At 30.7% G+C, this 19807-nt stretch carries 22 protein-coding genes and 1 other annotated feature; of the genes, 1 reads left to right on the top strand and 21 read right to left on the bottom strand.

Annotated elements, in window-relative coordinates:
- Positions 1-12: 12 nt before the first annotated feature.
- The 17 genes from ACZYT4_RS08615 to ACZYT4_RS08535 form a co-directional block, all read right to left on the bottom strand.
- A complete protein-coding gene (locus tag ACZYT4_RS08615; RefSeq protein ID WP_463784680.1) occupies positions 13-1095 on the bottom strand; it encodes a M50 family metallopeptidase in 1083 nt (360 codons plus the stop codon).
- Positions 1096-2247 (bottom strand): 1-deoxy-D-xylulose-5-phosphate reductoisomerase, encoded by a 1152-nt coding sequence (locus ACZYT4_RS08610; protein ID WP_463784678.1) that lies wholly within the window; start codon positions 2245-2247, stop codon positions 1096-1098.
- Position 2248: 1 nt separating this feature from the next.
- Positions 2249-3037, bottom strand: a complete 789-nt coding sequence (locus ACZYT4_RS08605) for a phosphatidate cytidylyltransferase (protein WP_463784676.1) — start codon at positions 3035-3037, stop codon at positions 2249-2251.
- Positions 3034-3783, bottom strand: coding sequence for an isoprenyl transferase (locus tag ACZYT4_RS08600; RefSeq protein ID WP_463784674.1), 750 nt, complete (start codon positions 3781-3783; stop codon positions 3034-3036). Before ACZYT4_RS08600 ends, ACZYT4_RS08605 begins: the two co-directional genes overlap by 4 nt.
- Positions 3784-3917: 134 nt before the next feature.
- Positions 3918-4463: a ribosome recycling factor gene (gene frr, locus ACZYT4_RS08595; RefSeq protein ID WP_463784671.1), complete on the bottom strand. Its 546-nt coding sequence runs from the start codon at positions 4461-4463 to the stop codon at positions 3918-3920.
- Positions 4457-5185 carry a UMP kinase gene (pyrH, locus tag ACZYT4_RS08590; protein WP_463784668.1) on the bottom strand — a complete coding sequence of 243 codons (729 nt, stop codon included), beginning with the start codon at positions 5183-5185 and terminating at the stop codon, positions 4457-4459. The genes frr and pyrH overlap by 7 nt, the downstream gene beginning before the upstream one ends.
- Before the next feature lie 62 nt (positions 5186-5247).
- On the bottom strand, positions 5248-6135 hold the full coding sequence (tsf, locus tag ACZYT4_RS08585; protein ID WP_463784666.1) for a translation elongation factor Ts: 888 nt from the start codon (positions 6133-6135) through the stop codon (positions 5248-5250).
- Between the two features lie 60 nt (positions 6136-6195).
- Entirely contained in the window at positions 6196-7062 is an 867-nt protein-coding gene (rpsB, locus tag ACZYT4_RS08580) for a 30S ribosomal protein S2 (RefSeq protein ID WP_463784663.1), read from the bottom strand.
- Positions 7063-7213: 151 nt separating this feature from the next.
- Complete coding sequence (locus ACZYT4_RS08575; protein WP_463784661.1) at positions 7214-7972, bottom strand: site-2 protease family protein; 759 nt, start codon at positions 7970-7972, stop codon at positions 7214-7216.
- Entirely contained in the window at positions 7938-8525 is a 588-nt protein-coding gene (locus tag ACZYT4_RS08570; RefSeq protein WP_463784659.1) for a hypothetical protein, read from the bottom strand. Before ACZYT4_RS08570 ends, ACZYT4_RS08575 begins: the two co-directional genes overlap by 35 nt.
- Before the next feature lie 44 nt (positions 8526-8569).
- Positions 8570-9346: a septum site-determining protein MinD gene (gene minD, locus ACZYT4_RS08565; RefSeq protein ID WP_463784656.1), complete on the bottom strand. Its 777-nt coding sequence runs from the start codon at positions 9344-9346 to the stop codon at positions 8570-8572.
- Positions 9315-9908, bottom strand: a complete 594-nt coding sequence (locus ACZYT4_RS08560) for a septum site-determining protein MinC (RefSeq protein WP_463784654.1) — start codon at positions 9906-9908, stop codon at positions 9315-9317. Before ACZYT4_RS08560 ends, minD begins: the two co-directional genes overlap by 32 nt.
- Positions 9908-10432, bottom strand: a complete 525-nt coding sequence (locus tag ACZYT4_RS08555; RefSeq protein WP_463784652.1) for a hypothetical protein — start codon at positions 10430-10432, stop codon at positions 9908-9910. The genes ACZYT4_RS08560 and ACZYT4_RS08555 overlap by 1 nt, the downstream gene beginning before the upstream one ends.
- On the bottom strand, positions 10429-11295 hold the full coding sequence (mreC, locus tag ACZYT4_RS08550; RefSeq protein ID WP_463784792.1) for a rod shape-determining protein MreC: 867 nt from the start codon (positions 11293-11295) through the stop codon (positions 10429-10431). Before mreC ends, ACZYT4_RS08555 begins: the two co-directional genes overlap by 4 nt.
- A 69-nt stretch (positions 11296-11364) precedes the next feature.
- A complete protein-coding gene (gene radC, locus ACZYT4_RS08545; protein WP_463784650.1) occupies positions 11365-12057 on the bottom strand; it encodes a RadC family protein in 693 nt (230 codons plus the stop codon).
- On the bottom strand, positions 12054-12410 hold the full coding sequence (locus tag ACZYT4_RS08540; protein WP_463784648.1) for an SPOR domain-containing protein: 357 nt from the start codon (positions 12408-12410) through the stop codon (positions 12054-12056). Before ACZYT4_RS08540 ends, radC begins: the two co-directional genes overlap by 4 nt.
- A gap of 70 nt (positions 12411-12480) precedes the next feature.
- Positions 12481-12645 carry a hypothetical protein gene (locus ACZYT4_RS08535; protein ID WP_463784646.1) on the bottom strand — a complete coding sequence of 55 codons (165 nt, stop codon included), beginning with the start codon at positions 12643-12645 and terminating at the stop codon, positions 12481-12483.
- A gap of 777 nt (positions 12646-13422) precedes the next feature.
- Between ACZYT4_RS08535 and ACZYT4_RS08530 the strand changes: the two genes are divergently transcribed.
- A complete protein-coding gene (locus tag ACZYT4_RS08530; RefSeq protein ID WP_463784641.1) occupies positions 13423-14154 on the top strand; it encodes a hypothetical protein in 732 nt (243 codons plus the stop codon).
- Between the two features lie 381 nt (positions 14155-14535).
- On the opposite strand, the gene ACZYT4_RS08525 is transcribed toward ACZYT4_RS08530, so the two are convergent.
- The 4 genes from ACZYT4_RS08525 to ACZYT4_RS08510 form a co-directional block, all read right to left on the bottom strand.
- Entirely contained in the window at positions 14536-17157 is a 2622-nt protein-coding gene (locus ACZYT4_RS08525; protein ID WP_463784640.1) for a valine--tRNA ligase, read from the bottom strand.
- The gene (locus ACZYT4_RS08520; protein ID WP_463784638.1) at positions 17129-17815 is read right to left on the bottom strand and encodes a DMP19 family protein; all 687 of its coding nucleotides are present in this window, start codon (positions 17813-17815) and stop codon (positions 17129-17131) included. Before ACZYT4_RS08520 ends, ACZYT4_RS08525 begins: the two co-directional genes overlap by 29 nt.
- A 36-nt stretch (positions 17816-17851) precedes the next feature.
- Positions 17852-18056, bottom strand: a binding site (T-box leader).
- 30 nt (positions 18057-18086) lie between these two features.
- Complete coding sequence (locus ACZYT4_RS08515; protein ID WP_463784636.1) at positions 18087-18992, bottom strand: hypothetical protein; 906 nt, start codon at positions 18990-18992, stop codon at positions 18087-18089.
- Positions 18989-19675 (bottom strand): LysM peptidoglycan-binding domain-containing protein, encoded by a 687-nt coding sequence (locus ACZYT4_RS08510; protein WP_463784634.1) that lies wholly within the window; start codon positions 19673-19675, stop codon positions 18989-18991. Before ACZYT4_RS08510 ends, ACZYT4_RS08515 begins: the two co-directional genes overlap by 4 nt.
- Between the last annotated feature and the right edge of the window lie 132 nt (positions 19676-19807).

Raw genomic sequence — 19807 nt, 5'->3', positions numbered from 1 at the left:
ATATAATCCCTTTTATTGAAATATTCTTAAAATATCTTGATATGTGACAAAAACCATTAAAAGCATCACAAGACCTAAACCACATAACTGTAAACCAATTTTAACTTTTTCAGGAAGTTCTCTACCTATAACCTTTTCAATCAATGCGAATAGTACCTGACATCCATCCAAACCAGGAATAGGTAAAAGATTGAAAATACCTACATTGACAGAAAGCAACGATAACAAATTCAAAATATAAGTGACCTGTCCTGTCTGGGTAACCTGAGAAGTGACCTGAAAAATGCCAACTGGACCTGACAGTTGTGTAACTGTATCACTAAAACGCGTAATCAACTGACTTAATGCTGCAAAAATAGCAACACTCATCTCTCCAATCGAAATAAATGTATATTGAATAGATTCTGCAAGATTCATTGAACGAGTTGCTTGATAGATACCTAATTTATATGCTTGGGAAGTTGAATCATACTTTAAAGTTGCATTAAGCATTTCTGTTTGATTCCCTCTTTGAACTTTGATTTGAACATGAATTGAAGAGGCTGTTGTATTGAGCCCTTCTTGTGTTAATTGTATATCATCAAAATTAGAAACCAAAATGACCTGACCTGTTTCATTAATAGTCATTTCTTGAATGATATCCCCCGTCTGTAAGCCAGCTTCCTGGGCTGCTGAGTTCTCAATTACCTGTCCCACTTGTGCATTATTGACAGGTAACTGCCCACTGAATAGATTAACACCAAAAGTGACAACAATAGCCAAAATAAAATTCATAAAGACACCTGCCAAAAAGATAATAACTTTTTGATATGTCTTGATACCTTTTAATGTTCTTTCAATAGGAACATCTTTGAATTCGTCATCTTCACTTTGTTCTTCTCCCGCCATAGAAACAAATCCGCCAAAAGGAAGAGCACGTATTTCATACTCCGTTTCTTTTCCTTTCTTTGACCATAATTTAGGACCAAAACCAATGGAAAAATGAGAACAATAGACTCCAAATATTTTTGCAGCCATAAAATGACCAAATTCATGAATGATAATAATGGAACCTAAAATCAGTAAAAAAACAATAATCGTTATAATTGTCTGCATCTATCTTTCTCCTACTCTCTCTAGTACATAATCTCTAGCCCATTGATCAATTTCAATCAATTGGTCTAAACAAGGATTATCAATCCAATGATGAGCACGCATTGCTTCTTCGACAAGTTTTTCAATATCTAAAAAAGAAATATGTCCATTGAGGAACAATGCATTGGCTTGTTCATTTGCACCATTTAAAACACATGGCATAGACCCACCTTTACGCCCAGCCTCATAAGATAACGCTAAAGCACGGAAGCGATGAAAATCAGGTTTTTCAAAGTGTAAACTTCCTATTTCTCCAAGTGACAATCTCTTTCCACCTATCAATGGCTGACGTTCTGGATAAGTTAAAGCATATTGAATAGGTAAACGCATATCAGGTGTTCCTAGTTGTGCAATTACGGAAGTATCTTTAAATTCAACCATAGAATGAATAATACTTTCAGGATGAATAAGGACTTCAATATCATCATAATCAACATCAAAAAGCCATTTGGCTTCCATAACTTCTAATCCTTTATTGAACAATGTTGCACTGTCAATAGTAATTTTAGCACCCATTGACCAATTGGGATGTTTTAAAGCTTCTTCAACTGTAACATGTTGAAGTTCTAATCTGGATTTATCACGAAAACTTCCACCACTGGCTGTTAAAATAATTTTATTGATGTCACAATGACGCTCACCATTAAGTGATTGGAAAATAGCAGAATGTTCACTATCAACAGGTAATAACTGAACATGATTTTGTTTAACCAATGGAATAATTAAATGCCCAGCCACAACAAGTGTTTCCTTATTGGCAAGCGCAATATCTTTATGAGCTTCAATAGCTTTCATTGTAGGAACCAATCCAGCAAATCCTACAATCGCATTCAGGACAATATCAACATCAGATAAAGTTGCGATAGAAATCAAACCATCTTCACCACAATAAAAATGAATATCTTTATATTTTCTTTGAAGATAAATCATATCCTCCTCATTTTGCACACAAATATGTTTGGCATGTATTGTTGTCATGATTTTTTCTAATAAATCTATATTCTTTCCGGCACTCATCGCTACAATTTCAAAACTGTCACGATGATGTTTGACAACATCAACAGTTTGTTGTCCAATTGATCCTGTTACTCCTAAAACACAAATTTTCTTCATATTAAGCCACCACCATTGTTATAAAATGAATAAAAATTCCAAAAACCATAGCATTAAATAAAATCGAATCAAAGCGATCTAAAATGCCACCATGTCCTGGTAAAATCTGCGAAAAATCTTTGACTTCAAAAGTACGTTTCATACTACTAAATGTCAAATCCCCAATCTGACTTGTCATTGTCAGCGAAATACACATTACAGCAAACCAAATCATTGGCATGTCTATTTGAATATATGCTCCATAGGCAACAGAAAGAACAGTCCCTAAAATTATTCCCCCGATTGAACCCTCAATCGTTTTCTTAGGTGATAAACGAGGATTTAATTTATGTTTGCCAAAAAGCATCCCTGCAAAATAAGCTCCTGTATCCGTCCCAAAAGTTGCCAATGCAAGAATTAAAATATAATCAAATCCATATATTATTCTTAACTGATAAAGCATATGTAAACCCATCGCAATCAAAACCCCAGCAGTAAAATAATAACATAATCTTAAAAAATTCATGCCGTCATCAAAAACACTACAAATCATTAAAATAATCATATATAGAATGATTGCTTCACTAGAAATCAGTAAAGCATTTTCAAAAAACAATGAATAAAAAACAAAAATTGCAGTGATTGGATAAAGATATATATGAGCTTTTGGACGATTACATATCGAAAGCATTTCAAAAACAGCAATACCTGCAACAATACCTAATAATAATTTAAACGATAATCCTCCAAAAATAACACATGGCAAAATAACAATCAAAAGAATTAAGGCTGTTATAATTCGCGTTTTCATTGATGAACACCCCCAAACCTTCTTTCTCTACCCTGATAAATTGCAATAGCATGATGAAGTCTTTCTTCATCAAAATCAGGCCAGAGTGTATCATCAAAAACAAACTCAGCATAAGCCAATTGCCAAAGCAAGAAATTGGATAAGCGATATTCACCACTACTTCTCACCATCAAATCAACTGGAGGTAAATCCTTAGTCATAAGATGACTTTCAAAATAATCTTCAGTGATATCATCAAGTGTTATGTCACCATTTTTATACTGTTCACAAATCATCTTTGTTGCTTCAACAATTTCATCTCTACCACCATAAATAAAAGCAAAAGTCAATATTAACCCATTATTATGAGAAGTTTGATGAACAGCTTCTTCAATAATGTTTCTCGTTTCTAAAGGTGCCATTTCTAAATGACCAATATAACGAATCTGGACATTATTATCCATAAGTTCTTTTAAATAAAGATTAAAAAACTCTTTAGGAAGTTTAAAAATATAATCAACTTCACTCGCATCCCTTTTAAAGTTTTCTGTTGAAAAAGCATATACTGTCATTGCTTTCACACCTAAACGATTAGCTTCTAATGCTAGAGTACGAATTGTTTTTGTCCCTTCATGATGACCATAAGTACGTGGCATTTTTCTTTTTTTGGCCCAACGTCCATTACCATCCATAATAAAAGCAATATGTTGTGGAATGTTATCCATATCTAAATCATAATCAAAATCTCTTTTTTTCTTAAAAAGCATACTTTCACCTCATAATCTTTTTGTATTATAACATAAAAGATATCAACATGCGAACTCTTATCAAAAAAAATGTCATCTCACTACACCAATAAAAAACTCCTACTCATCAATAAAGAGTAAGAGTTTCATGAAATTTAAACAGTCATTAAATCTGTTTCTTTTTCTTTTGTTAATTGATCAATGACTTTAACATATTGATCAGTTAATTTCTGAACTTTTTCTTTTCCCATTTTCACTTCATCTTCAGATAAATCTGCTTTTTCAACATCATCATTGGCATTTCTACGAATATTACGTAAAGCAACTTTCGCTTCTTCAGCATATTTTTTTGCTTGTTTAACATATTCTTTTCTTGTTTCTTCTGTTAAAGCAGGAACGTTGATACGAATAATTTCACCATCATTTTGAGGAGTCAATCCTAAATTAGCCTCATAAATAGCATGTTCGATATCTTTTAAGATATTTTTGTCATAAGGCTTAATAACCAACTGACGTCCTTCGACAACAGAAATACCAGCTGTTTGATTTAATGGTGTCATTTCACCCCAATAATTCACTTTGACACGGTCAAGCATTGTTGGATTTGCACGACCAGTTCTTACAGAAGCCAATTCATGTTTAAAAGCTTCTATAGACTTTTCCATTCTTTCCTTTGTTTCTTCTAAAATAAGATCTAACATGTTTCTTTCCCTCCTTTCGAAATAATTGTTCCTATGGATTCTCCATTACAAGCTCTTGCAATGTTACCATCTTCCTGCATATTAAATACACAAAGATCAATACCATTATCTTTACATAATGTAATAGCTGTCTGATCCATAATATGTAAATCTTCATTTAAGACATCCAAATAAGTTATATGATCATATTTTTTCGCCTGTGGATCAACTTTTGGATCAGCTGAATAAACACCATCAACTCCGTTTTTTGCCATCAAAATAACATCAGCATTCATTTCAGCAGCACGCAAAGCTGCAGTTGTATCAGTTGTAAAGAATGGGCTACCTGTACCTGCTCCAAAAATAACAATACGATTTTTTTCTAAATGACGTACTGCTCTTCTTCTAATATAAGGCTCAGCCACTTCTTTCATATCAATTGCAGATAATAATCTTGTATCTAATCCAATAGCTTCTAAAGCATTTTGTAAAGCCATACCATTCATCACAGTGGCTAACATTCCCATATAGTCAGCAGCAGCTCTTTCCATACCCATATCACTACCTGTTTTTCCACGCCAGATATTTCCACCACCACAAACAATAGCAATTTCAACACCTAAATCTTTAGCATCTTTAATTTGTCTAGCTACATCTGCAACAACAACAGGATTAATGCCAAATCCTTGTTCTCCAGCTAAAGCTTCACCACTCAGCTTTAATAAAACTCTTTTATATTTCATATGATCTCTCCTCCATTTTACAAGAAAAGGGCACAAAAAGTGTGTCCTTTCTATTTATATAATTATCCTCTCATTTGAGCAGCAACTTCTTCAGCAAAGTTTTCTTCGCGTTTTTCCATTCCTTCACCAACTTCAAAACGAACCATTTCTAAAACTTTACCTTTTCCTAAATATTGAGCTACTGTCTGATCAGAATCTTTAATGAAAGCTTGATCAACTAAGCACATTTCTTTTAAGTTTTTATTTAAACGTCCTTCAATCATTTTTTCAATAATATTTTCTGGTTTTGGTTTTGCACTTTGTGCATTTTCTTCCATAGCTTGAGCTTTTAAAACAGTTCTTTCATGTTCTAAAATTTCAGCAGGAATAGCTGTTCTATCAATATATTGTGGAGCAATTGCAGCAACTTGCATAGCAATGTCTTTAGCTTTCACTTCATCAATACCAGAAGCTTTAACTAAAGCACACATTTTCCCACCCATATGAGAATATGCTCCAAAGATTTCGTCATCATTTTTATTCATAACAGCAAATCTTCTTAAGCTTAATTTTTCACCAATTTTACCACTTTTTTCAGCAATAACAGTTCCTAAATCTTTACCATCAACATCCAATTGTAATGCAGCTTCAACATCTGCTGGTTGAGCAGCAACAATTGTTTTTGCAACTAAAGCTACTAATTCTTGGAATTCAGCATTTTTAGCAACGAAATCTGTTTCAGAGTTGACTTCTACGATTGCAGCAGCATTTCCATCAACAACGAAAGCAGTTAAACCTTCAGCAGCAATACGATCTGCTTTTTTAGCAGCTTTTGCAATACCTTTTTCTCTTAACCAGTCAAAAGAAGCTTCTAAATCACCATTACAAGCTTCAAGTGCTTTTTTACAATCCATCATTCCAGCACCAGTTTTTTCACGTAATTCTTTTACTAATTTTGCACTAATAGCCATTTTTTTCTCCTCCATCTTTTTTTATAAAAAAAGGAAAGCATAAGCTTCCCCTCTTATTAACTATGCTTCAGTTTTTTCTTCTTTAACTTCAGCTGGTTTGCTTACTTCAGCAGGTTTGTTATTTCTAGGACGTCCAGCATTTTTATATCTAGGTCCTTTTTGTTTGTTTTCTTCTACAGAAGCAACAGCATCATTCATTGATACTTCTTTATCATCTTCATCTTTTACATAAGCAACAGTAACAGGTTCACCTTTTGCTTCACATACTGCATCAGCCATAGCTGCAACAATTAATTTAACAGCTCTAATAGCATCATCATTTGCTGGGATTACATAATCCACTTCATCAGGATCACAGTTTGTATCAACGATACCAAATACTGGGATACCTAAGATTCTTGCTTCTGCAACAGCATTATGTTCAACTTTAGGATCTACTACAAATAAAGCATTAGGTAATCTTCTCATTTCTTTGATACCACCTAAGTTCTTTTCTAACTTAGCTTTTTCTTTCATAAGAAGAACTGCTTCTTTTTTTGTAAATAATTCTAAAGTTCCATCTTCTTCCATTTTTTCTAATTCTTTTAATCTTCTAATTCTCTTTTGGATAGTTTTGAAGTTAGTTAATGTTCCTCCTAACCAACGAGAATTGACATAGAAGCTTCCAGATCTTTCAGCTTCAGTTTGAACAGCTTCTTGAGCTTGTTTTTTTGTTCCTACAAATAAAACTTTTCCACCTTTAGCAACGATATCCATTAAAGCTGCATAAGCTTCATCAATTTTATCAGATGATTTCTTTAAATCAATGATATAGATACCATTTCTTGCTGTGAAAATGTATGGAGCCATTTTTGGATTCCATCTTTTTGTCTGATGTCCAAAATGAACACCAACTTCTAATAATTTTTTCATTGAAATTACTGGCATTGTAACTTCCTCCTTTTCGTTTTTTCCTCCATTGTTTCTAACACAAACCACCAAACGGCACTAGATTTATGAATTCACAATGTGTGTATTTTCAATACCTGTTGTATAATAACATAACATATCAAAAAAAACAAGATAATTTCCTATCTTTTTACATTTTTATATTCATTATCAAATCACTTATCACTTCTTTTTCATCTAATAATTGTTCTTTTATCAAATAGTAATTATGATAACCTCTACGATAAATCAAATGATGATGAATCAGAATAGGTCTATTTTCCGGAAAAGAAGGAATGCGACTATAGTATATCCTTAAATAATCATAAATAAACTGATAATATTGAATAAGTTGATATAAAAGATAGCATAAAATCACTATTGTATTGATTTGTAAGTAGAAAAGAAAAAGAAGACAATAGACAAATATTGAAATCTTTAATGTCAGGATTAAAGATTTTTTTAAATCCATCACACTTTGGAGAAGTAAACTCATAAAGCGTCCTCCATCTAAAGGATAAATAGGCAAAATATTAAACAGAAAAACAAATTGATTCATCATCAATAAATATTCCTGATAAACACCTTTTGTCAGTAGAGGAATAAACAATCCTATCACAATATGACTACATGGTCCTGCCAAGACAACACACATTTCCTGTATGATAGAGCGATAATAAAAATCATCCAAAGTTAAATATGCACCAAAAGGTAATATTTCTACTTTTTTAATTTGAAAATGAAAATAATATGCCATCAAAAGATGGCATATTTCATGAAGACACACAATCAGTAATGTTGAAAGATACCATTTTAAATATCCTCCCATCCAAGCCAAAACAAAATAAATAAGTGTTAAAGGATGGACGGATAACTTATGATATAAGTTCTTCAAATGTTGAATAATCAATTTCCTGTTCGCCTTGCGTAAAAATAATCATGATCTGATCTTCATATGTGCCTAAAATTGTCGATTCTTCCACCTGATCATAAAGACTGACAAAAACATCCTGAAGGTTTCCAAATGTAACTTCTACATTATTTTCCAGCAGAACAGTAACATACTTTCCAAGCATATCCTGTTCTCCCACATATATCACACGTCCCTTTCCAAAATTTAATGCTTCATTTGTCTGATTGGTATAATAGTTATCTTTGATATGTGTATAACTGATTTTTGATGAAACGGTTGCTGTTTCATCCTGATTTTGAAAAGATAATATTTCATTATTAATCCATTGATTTACTTTAGAAAATTGTAAATCATTTAATACATAGTTTTTGATATGTTCGCCATTTGGGCTTATTTTGACATATGCACAAACAGCAATACCGACCAAAAGAGCAACCATAGCTTTAATCATTGCATTATAAAATTTTGAAAAATGACGATCAGTCAAGATAGGATGACGTTGAGCTCTCCTTTTTTCCATTCTCTTTCTAATTTCATCAATATCATTCACAAGTTTTCACCTCATTTTAACTTATGAAATTCATTGATAAAATATTATCCAAAAATACGTTCTATAAGTGGTTTTCTTTTATTTTTCTGAAATGGTATTTCCTGACCTTCCAGCCTTTTCACAATACGATCAAAACAATGATAAAGATTTGCTTTTTTATTCATATAAATTGGCATTCCCTTATTGTTTGCTTCAATCATATCATGTTCCTCATAAACAATACCTAAAAGTGGAACAGACAAGATATCATAGGCTTCCTTAAGAGAAGGACAACGCCCTTTTTGAACATCAATATCGTTATATTTGTTGACAATCATATGTAATTCATCAACACCTTGTTTCAAAAGTAATCCAACAACGCGATCAGCATCACGTAAAGAAACAGTATCCAGATTGACAACAATAATCGCTTCATGGGATAAACTACTGGCATATTGAAATCCCTTTTCAATTCCCGCTGGACTATCTATCAAAATATAGTCAAAATCCTTTTTCAACTGTTCTACCAGATTAATCATATAATCTAAATTCAGATTTTCAAAAGATAATGATTTATAAGCAGGCAAAAGATATAATGATGCCATTCTTTTATCTTTGACCAATATTTGTTGTAATGAACATTTATTAGAAATCACATCTTTAAGATCATATATCACTCTATTTTCTAAACCTAACATAACATCAAGGTTTTTTAATCCAAAATCTGCATCTATTAAACAAACTTTTTTATTCATATGCGCCAATGCATAACCTAAGTTAATCGTTATGCTGCTTTTACCAACTCCTCCTTTACCCGACGTAATAACTATCGTTCTGCACATAATTTTCCTCCTTCGTCAAAATAATCTGATTATCTTTATAATAGACGCTTGTTAATGCAGAAGTTGTCAAATCGTGTAAACTTTGTTGATTTATTATAATTTGTGCATTACAAAAATCATGACCAAATATTTTCACATCTTCATTCATAACAATAATAGTTCCTTTGACAGTATTTAAAAAATAAACGTTTTGATAACAGTAAACATAACTCCCAACATTCACCGTTCCTAAAAATAATGTTTCATCATAAATAAAAATTTCTTCACCATTATGTAACTGTTCTTTTTTGATACAAACATGATGTTGAGATGATGGAAGTTTCATACCATCAAACAAAACCCTTTCTTTTTTCATGAGTAATGTTATCAATTGATGCATTTCATCATCAGACAAAACCCGACAACCAAAATCAAAAAAAGCTCTTGGATAATAGCCCTCTTGTAAAAAAAGCGGCTGATCCAAAAGCTGATCTAAATCTTCTAAAAATTGAGCAAATGAACAATCGTCATTCACTTTCATAACGAGAATACCATTAATTCCTTTGACTTGAATATGATTCATTATTCCACCTCGATCTTCACTTTATTGTAGACCCAATAAATCCCTAATGACAATATGGCATTCACCAGCAATGTTGGTAAAAGTTGCATTGTTACAAATGATAACATGGGATATCTTGTAATATTGGTAATCCACATCAACCAATATATAACAGATTCCTGTGCGAATATTGTCAAAACACAATAAATGACAGTTTCCATAAGATTAAGTGTGTCTAATTTAAAAAGATAAGATCGAATAAAAACGATTAAACAATAAATAAGGATATATATAGCTAAAGAATTCGCATATACAACTGAATAGTAAACACTGCAAATAGCAGCAAAGAAATATCTTTCAGCAACACCATCAATCGTTCTGACAAGCAATGCAAACATCATTAATCCCAAACAAGGTGTCACTGTTATGCCAGTCTTTGTAAAATTATAAGGTAAAAAGAAATGAATAGTACTGTCAACAATGAAGCAACAAAAAACAACTAAAAAACATTTGACAAGATAACTCTCTTGAACGCGTTTTCTCATTCTTCATTCACCCTTTGGACAACTGCTACAGCATTTAAAGAATCAAAATCTACGCTTGGTGTCACTTCACAGACTGATGTCGTTGCATCATCACCAGCTGTATAGCTATCTACTGTTCCAATCAAGATACCTCTAGGGCTCTTTCCTTCACCACCAAGCCCACTGGTTACAACTTGAGATCCTTTTTCAATTCTTTCTACATCACTTAATAATGTAATTGTATATTTATGACTATTGATATCATAACGATTTAATAAACCATAATATTCATTATCACCACTCATAATCATAACTGGTAATTGTGATTTTGCATTTTCACTTGAAAGTAAAGATACAGTAGAAGAAATTTCACTGACATTTGTTACTGTTCCAATCATTCCTTGAGCATTCACAACAGCCATTCCTTCTTGAATACCAGAAATCCTTCCCAGATTGATTGTTACCTGGTTACTCCAATTTTCTGCATCTCTAGAGATAACATTTGTATATTTCACCTGATACTCTGTAGGTAAATAATTCATCTCCATCATTTCTTTTAAATCATTTAATTCATTCGTTAAAACTTCATTCATTGCACTTTCTCTAGCTAAATTATCCAATTGTTCCTTAAGTTTTGCATTTTCTTCATATACATCTTTAAGATCATTATATTCATCAAATAAACCTGTCACATATTGAACAGGTGCTTTAATCACATAATACTCAAGATTAGCGATTGTGTCTCTAAATATAATTTCAAGTCCAGAAGCTGAACGACTTGTTATTAGTGTAACGACAGAAAAAAAGACGAGAACAACAGTAATAATAACAATTCTTCTTTTTTGTTTTGACCATTTATTGCCTTTTCTATACAAAGATACCACCTCATCATTCATTCATTATAATATCTCTATATAAAAAAAGCAATTCATAAAAAACAATTTATCAAATTCCTATATTTTCACATCTTGCTGACTTTCAAACAACTGGTTAGCTTCAATGCTATAAAATTGATTCCATCCAATAATAATATGATCTATCACTTCTATATCCATCATTTTTCCTAATTCCTTGAATTGATTCGTCATGCAAATATCTTCATGGCTCGGTCTAGCATCACCACTGGGATGATTATGAACCAAAACAATCTTCGCACTATTTACAGCAATCGCTTCCTTAAAAACTTCTCTTGGTGTTACAACACTCATATTTAAAGATCCGATAAATATTGTTTTTTCTTTAAGAACTCTATTTTTATTATCTAAGCAAAGAACCAAAAAATGTTCCTGTTTCAAAAACATCAATTGATTATGTACTCTTTCAAAAATATCATATGGATTCAAAAGCGACTTTTCCAACGTAGATATATTTTTCAATCTTTTCGCAATTTCAATAATACTTAACAATTCAATAGCTTTAGCTTGTTTGATTCCTTTTAAAGCTGTTAAATCTGCATAAGTTACAGTGGAAAGAGCTGAAAAACCACCTATTTCCTTTAAGAGTCGCTGTGCTAATTCCAAAACAGATTCCTGCTTATATCCCGTACGTAAAATCAAAGCAATCAATTCAACATTACTTAATGTCTCAATTCCAAAAGCAATCGCTTTTTCTCTTGGATTTTCTTCCAATGGCAAATCTTTAATCATGAAATTCCTCCATCCGATAATGATTTTAATAACATCTCATTCGTTGTAGATGTTGATACAGTATAAGTTTTCATGATACCTTTAACCTGAGTAGCATGTTTTTCAATTTCATCTTTTGATTGTGTTATCATTGAAAGCACATAATATTGATTATCCTTTTGATAAGTATATCCTTCTATTCCCATTTCTTTTAATTCAGCTATTTTATTATCCTTATTGCTTTCTTCTTTATAAATACCAACTTGATATACATAGACTGTTTTTTGTCCTAAAGAACATCCATATGTAAATAACAACATAAAAACTACTGAAGATATTAATGACAACAAAACAATTTTCCATTCAAACTTCATATTCATCCCCTCCTATGTTTATTGTATGTTTCATTAATAAAAATATGAAAGGCAAAATTGCCTTTCATAACTAATCACGCCATTCAATACTGATGAGTCTTGGTATCGAAATTCTTCCCTTTTTTGATTTAATAAGTTTATAAGCTGCAGCACCTAAAATCAAATAAAGTAAAGCTGTCGCAATTAAACCTCCACCCTGAATTTCACATTGTTGTTGTAATGTTAATTCTTTCATGTTGATCCTTCCTTTCATCAGTAGCCCTTCATCTATTATATACGCAATTTTTTATCATTTTTCTTCTCAAAACAGCAAAAAAATAAAAAAACTTTTTTATAAAAGAAAATATAAGGAAGATTCATATTTTATGATTAGATGTTGAAATTATTTTAAAATATATTTTTTCTAACTAAAAAAATAATATATCTTAATTTCAATAGGTCATATTTATTATGCGAGCTACAATATTTCGATTATTATCAAAAAAATCACTATTAATTTTAAACGATAAGGATATCCTATTTTTCTACTTTATAATAAGTTATTATCTTATCCCCTATTTTTAGATGTTATATCATGATTTATTATTTTTCTTTTTATGACAGAGGTTAGGTGGTGCTGTATAAAATATTTTTAGATGTATAAATTTTATATTTATAAAATAAATAGAAATTAGCATTATAAGTTATACTTTTATATTCTATAGATTTTTATAAAACATAAAAAATTAATCTTAAGATTGAAAACACATGTTTTCCTTTATTATACACTTAAAATTATCTATGCAAAGAATATTTTCAAGTATCAAAAATCACCATTGAAGTGAAATATGATATTTCATCATTTGATTTAATTTAAAATCAATTTATATAAAATATATGAGAAGATCTAAAAAGCTTCTATTGATAAATAAGTAAATAGGATAATTTTCTTAAAAAATTGTATTTTTATATTATTTGTTTAAAATAAAAGAAGATACTACATTTTATGCATAAATATCACTGGAGGAAATGTATGAAAAAACTAATCATTATATCTATAGTACTTATACTCGTTAACATAACATCAGCATACTTTCTCTCTCGTAGAGAAAATTTATATATGAATAATCGAGATGATAATTCTTTTTTCCATGCCAACCAAAAATTTGGTTATGCAGAAGGTTTATCTGATGAAATATATTATCACAGAAATAACAAAGATTTAATCAAAAAAATATTTTTTGGCTGTTCCTTACTTGATTATGAACGTATACATTTTAATGACTATATTTCTATTCATGCATATAACAATGACAACTCATTTCAAGACAGTTTTGCTTTTTGTGAATTTACTTTAAATGGTACTCTTGACAAGAAAGATTTTGATACTTATTTTCAACTTCTTGAAGAATTTAATCAATGTTTTGAAAAAAGGGATATACAAGACTATAAATATATGAGTGATATTGAAATCAAAGATTTTGACTCATCAACAAATACCTACTATTTAGAAGCTAAAGCAACTATCTTTTTTTATCCCGAACTAAAAGAAATGCATCAGGATAAATATAATCTTTGTAACAAGAGTGATATAGAAATTGGTAAAAAACTATATGAATATGATTTTCAACTTTATCAACAAAATATTGATAAAAAAATTAATAAGATTCATAATATTAAATCCATAATCATTTCAATATCAATTGCTTGTTTTTTCATAGTATTTTATTTAAAGTTAAGAAATATAAAACGTCTAATAAAATAATATATATTATATCAACGTGCTCTTTAAAAGTTATACATTGCTTATAATAATCATTCCAAGTATTTCATTCTTATGAATTATTCCTATTTTTCTCTTATTATACTGGTATTACTTAAAAAATATCTATCCTTATAGTATATTTTAAAAACCAACTTAAACTGAGCGATGATAATATCTTATCAACTTAGAGAATAATAACCAAGTTTATTTTTGATTGCAAGAAAAACTCACCTTTTATTGAATTTGTTTAAATTGAAAAAATATTATATATGAATATACAAAAAACGGCCTAACTGCTTAGGTCGTTTCGTTGGTACAACATAATAATTTTAATTTTTTTCAAAATCATAATATCAAATTCTAAATAATGACCAATTTTTTTTACATAGTATCCATCTTTTCTTTCATTGTCTTATACTTAGATTGATAATCTTCTAATTTTTTTCTTTCTTGTTCAACTTTTTGTTGTGGTGCTTTTTGAACAAAATTTGGATTAGAAAGCATTGATTCACAACGTTTAATTTCATTTTCTAATTTTTGAAGCTCTGCTTCCATTTTTTTCTTTTCTGCTTCTAAGTCTACATAATCACCAAGTTCAATAATTAAAGCATTACCACCTTTAATCATTTCAGTCGCAACATTTGAAGATGTTTCAACATTATATCCAAAACAACGTGCATGACATAACTTATAAATATAAGGTGAAAGATTCTCTAATAAGTTTTCTAATTGGTTATTCTGTGTTTGAATTGAATAAGCAATTTCAATGGCATTTTTAATGACATATTGTGCTCTTAAATTTCTAATACCTTTGATAATATCAATTAAATATACAAATTGATCTTGAATTGTTTCGTTTGTAAACTGAGGTTCTACCTGAGGCCACTTTGCAATACAAATAGACTCTGCCATATGAGGGATAGATTGATAAATCTCTTCAGTCACAAAAGGCATAAATGGATGCAACAATCTTACAATTGCATTTAAGACATAAACCAATGTATTTTGTGTTGCTTGTTTTTCCATTTCATTATCACTATGAAGATGCACTTTTGATAACTCAATATACCAAGAACAAAAATCATCCCAAATGAAATTATAAAGTTCACTACCTACATTGACAAATTCAAATTTATCCATATTTTCATCAACAGATGCAATCACTTCATTTAAACGATTTAAAATCCATTGATCAGCTAGATTCAAATGATCAAAGTTTAAATTTTCATATGACATATCTTCATCTATATTCATTAAAACAAATCTTGCGGAATTCCATATTTTATTAATAAAATTCCAAGCAGCATCTAATTTTTCAGGAATATATCTCAAATCCATACCAGGAGCAGAATTTGTTGTCAAGAAGAATCTTAAAGTATCAGCTCCATATTGATCAATAACATCCATAGGATCTACACCATTACCTAAAGATTTAGACATTTTTCTTCCTTGTTCATCACGAATCAAACCATGAATAAGAACATCTTTAAATGGTCTTTGACCTGTAAATTCTAATGACTGGAATATCATACGAGATACCCAGAAAAAGATAATATCATAACCTGTTACCAATGTATCAGTTGGGAAATAACGTTGATAGAGTTCACTATCCTTATTTGGCCAACCCATTGTAGAAAATGGCCATAAAGCACTTGAAAACCATGTATCAAGAACATCTTCATCCTGTTTCCAGTTTTCGATATCTGCAGGTGGATTTTTACCAACATAGATTTCACCAGTTTCTTTATGATACCAGGCAGGAATTTGATGTCCCCACCATAATTGACGTGAAATACACCAATCTTCAATATTTTCCATCCATTGTTTAAATGTTTTTTCAAAACGTGGTGGCACAAAATTAACTTTTGAATCTCTTAATTGATTGTCCAAAGCTGCCTGTGCTAAAGGTTTCATCTTGACAAACCATTGTTTTGATAAATATGGTTCAACAATGGCATTACTACGTTCAGAGTGTCCAACCTGATGCATATGTTTTTCAATATGGTCAACAACGCCCCTTGCTTCAAAATCTTTGACCAATGCCTCACGACAAGCAAAACGATCCATTCCCTGGTATTCACCACATAGCTCATTCATTGTTCCATCATCATTCATACATTTAGGCATAGCTAAATGATATTTTTTTGCTAATGCAAAGTCATTTGGATCATGAGCTGGTGTACATTTCATAACAGCAGTTCCAAAACTCATATCAATATAACTATCAGCCATAATCGGTAATGATTCACCATTGGCCGGATTAATAGCATGTTTTCCAACCAAATGCTGATATCTTTCATCATCTGGATGAACGAAAATCGCCTGGTCAGCAAACATTGTTTCAGGACGTGTTGTCGCAATAACCAAGTTTTCTCCAGTTTCAACAACTTCATAATTGAAATAATACATATGTCCTTCGATTTCTTTATGAATAACTTCAATATTTGATAAAGCCGTACGTTGTACTGGATCCCAGTTAATAATACGTTCTCCTTGATAAATATATCCTTTTTCATATAATGTCACAAAAACAGTCTTAACAGCTTCACTTAATCCTTCATCTAAAGTAAAACGTTCTTTCGTATAATCAAGTGAAAGACCTAATTTTTCCCATTGACTACGAATAATAGAAGCATATTCTTCTTTCCATGACCATGCTTTTTCCAAAAACTTTTCTCTTCCTAAATCATAACGAGAAATACCTTCTTCTCTTAAACGTGCTTCAACTTTAGCTTGTGTTGCAATACCAGCATGATCCATACCTGGTAGCCATAATGCATCATAACCTTGCATTCTCTTATAACGAATAATCATATCTTGAAGCGTTGTATCCCATGCATGTCCTAAATGCAACTTTCCAGTAACATTAGGTGGTGGAATGACAATACTATAAGGTTTTTTAGATGTATCACCAGCCTCAAAATAATGATGATCCAACCAATTTTTGTATTTCCCTTCTTCTACACTTTTATGATCATACTTCGTCGCTAACTCTTTCTTCATCACTTTCATCCCCCTCATGAATTTCTTCTGGAATATCCGTATCATAGAAATCCTCTTTATGTTCTAATACAAATTGAGTCAGTTTTTCAGGTAAGTTTGTTGTACTGACAAGCGTTACAAACTCATTAGTAAAATCAGAAAAATTATAACGTGAATAATCTCCCATTTCTGGATCGTCTTCATTGTCATCTTCATCATTTTCAATAATCTCAGCAAAACGTCTTGCTGCTTTCATTAAATCCGCAATCTCATGAGCACCTACCTTTTCAAAAATATCTACAATCATTGGTACATAAGGTTGACTTGCTGGACTTAAAAAGAAACTATGTAATGAAGCATTCTTTCCTTCCAAAGATGAACTGACCATATAAATTCCATAAACAGTTTTTTCACTATCATTCATGTTTTCAAAATAATGGTCAAAATCATCATTTTCTTTTCTCATACAATGAAATAAAGCAGCTGCTGTTACGTCATCTCTTGGACAAGAATCCAAAGTCCCTGGTTTTAAATAACTATATTTTTCTTTTTTTACTTCGTATTCCATCATTGCCTCTTTACGTTTTGTTTGCATCTCTTTCACTCTTTTTCTAAAGAAAAAACCTAAGAAACATAATGCAGCAATAAATAAAATCCATACAATCATATTTGCATCCACAATTTTCTCCTCCTTCAAAAAAAAAGAGATTTCAACCCAAAGGACGAAATCTCGTGGTACCACCTTTTTTTATTATCCGTAGATAACCTCTAAACTTTAACGCAGTTATACGTGTTCACTTACTCGAATTTTCAGAAAACAAACTCCAAGGCTACCTTCCATTTCTTCTTCTATCTCTTCACACCAACCAGAGATTCTCTTTAAGAATACAAAATGTACTCCTCCTCTTCAACGTTTCTTCTATTCTAACAAACCTTGCATTCAAAGTCAATTATAACTGAGAAATAAAATTCTGTATTGAATCTAAATAATATAATAAACGTGATATTTTAATAATATTATCAATTTCATCATGTTCTAGTTGTATAATTGGTACAATATTCATTAAACAGCATAATAAGAGCTTTTCATCTTCTCTTAATTCAAACTTCTTGATATAGCATTGACTGAAACAGTCCAAATCAAATAATATATCTGGTATTCTTTGATACATATCAAATATATCATAAATAGGTAAATCAATACACATATAATCTAAAGATAAAAGACATTTCTCTTTTAAATAAATATGCTGATAATCAAAATTTTTATAAGTCAGACAAACACGAATGGAATGATGTCCATTAACAATATCCATATATTGCGATAAATATTGTTGAGCACAACATAATGCATGATAAATACGATAATAGTTCATAACTAGTAACCATTGACTTGGTGAACGATAGATTTCATTTTCATAGTTTCTCATCATTTGCTCATAATAAGATAATCTTTCATGAATAATTTTCAGTATATCATTTTTTAATGTTTCATAATATTGTTGATTCACTTTCATATCATAACAACTATGTGAATGTAAATATGCCAGTGTTTCAAAATAAAATTTAATTTTGAGTTCTTTCAAAAAAGAAGAACCACTATCCATAAACGGCATCAAATAAACATATTGATGCTGATATGGTGTTAAATATTGCTGATTTTGATTACGAATAATTTTCACAAAATGATGTAAACTCAAGGTTTCAATATATTCATACATTGTTTGTAATGATTTTTGTGACGTAATTTTCGCTACAAAAATACCTTCTTGACATTTCATCTTATAAACATGAGAACTTAATTTTATTTCACCAATGACATGAATATCGTAGTTTTCTAATAAAAAGGCTTTCATAACATATAAGGAACAATCACAATAGTTCCTGTTGTTAAAGAACGATCATGATTATAATCTTTTAAAGCATACTCATCGATTTGATATCGTTTTGCTATGGTTTCATAACTGTCACCATCTTGGACAACATAGAAATAGTAAACACCGAGATCCTCATCGTCATGATCGTCTGAAAACGAAGTATCTATTGTTTGTGGTTCAGATAATTGATTTATTTTTTCTGAATTCACTGCTTCAGATATAACCGGTGTTTCATTAGTCACCTTTTCTTCCTCGCGCAAAAGCTTTTCAATCTCTTCTACTGCATCTGTCTCTTCACGAAGATTCTTTTCAGTTGCTTCTATAACACGGTCTTCATCATCTTGTACTCCATATACGAAAGCCTGTATGATTAAAGAAAGATTTCCATCTATTAAATGATAGTCAAAATCTTCAACCTTGACATGAAAGTCTCTTTTATCAGTAATCTTTTCAAACAAAGCAAATATATCCAAGTCAATAGATTCATGAAATTGTTGTTTTTTTTCAAAATCTTTGTACTCACCATTAATCATAATACTCCCTACCGCACGCATTCCTTGTGACTCCATTTTATAGCTAATTGATTCATCGACAGATATAGAAATCAATTCATGAAGTTGATGATTCAAATCAACAGTTTTCTTAAAAAATATTTTTTGCATACAACCCCTCCTAACAAACTGTATGCCAAAAGGAGAAGAATATGAATAAAAAATTAGTAACAGCTCATACATTTATCATATTCCTTATTTCTATCTTAAACGAAAAAATGAGCTATCCTTCGATAACTCATT

The organism is Massilimicrobiota sp. mt181, assembly GCF_055420065.1.
Note: the sequence above shows the minus strand (reverse complement) of the source record. Positions and strands in the feature narration are given on the sequence as shown.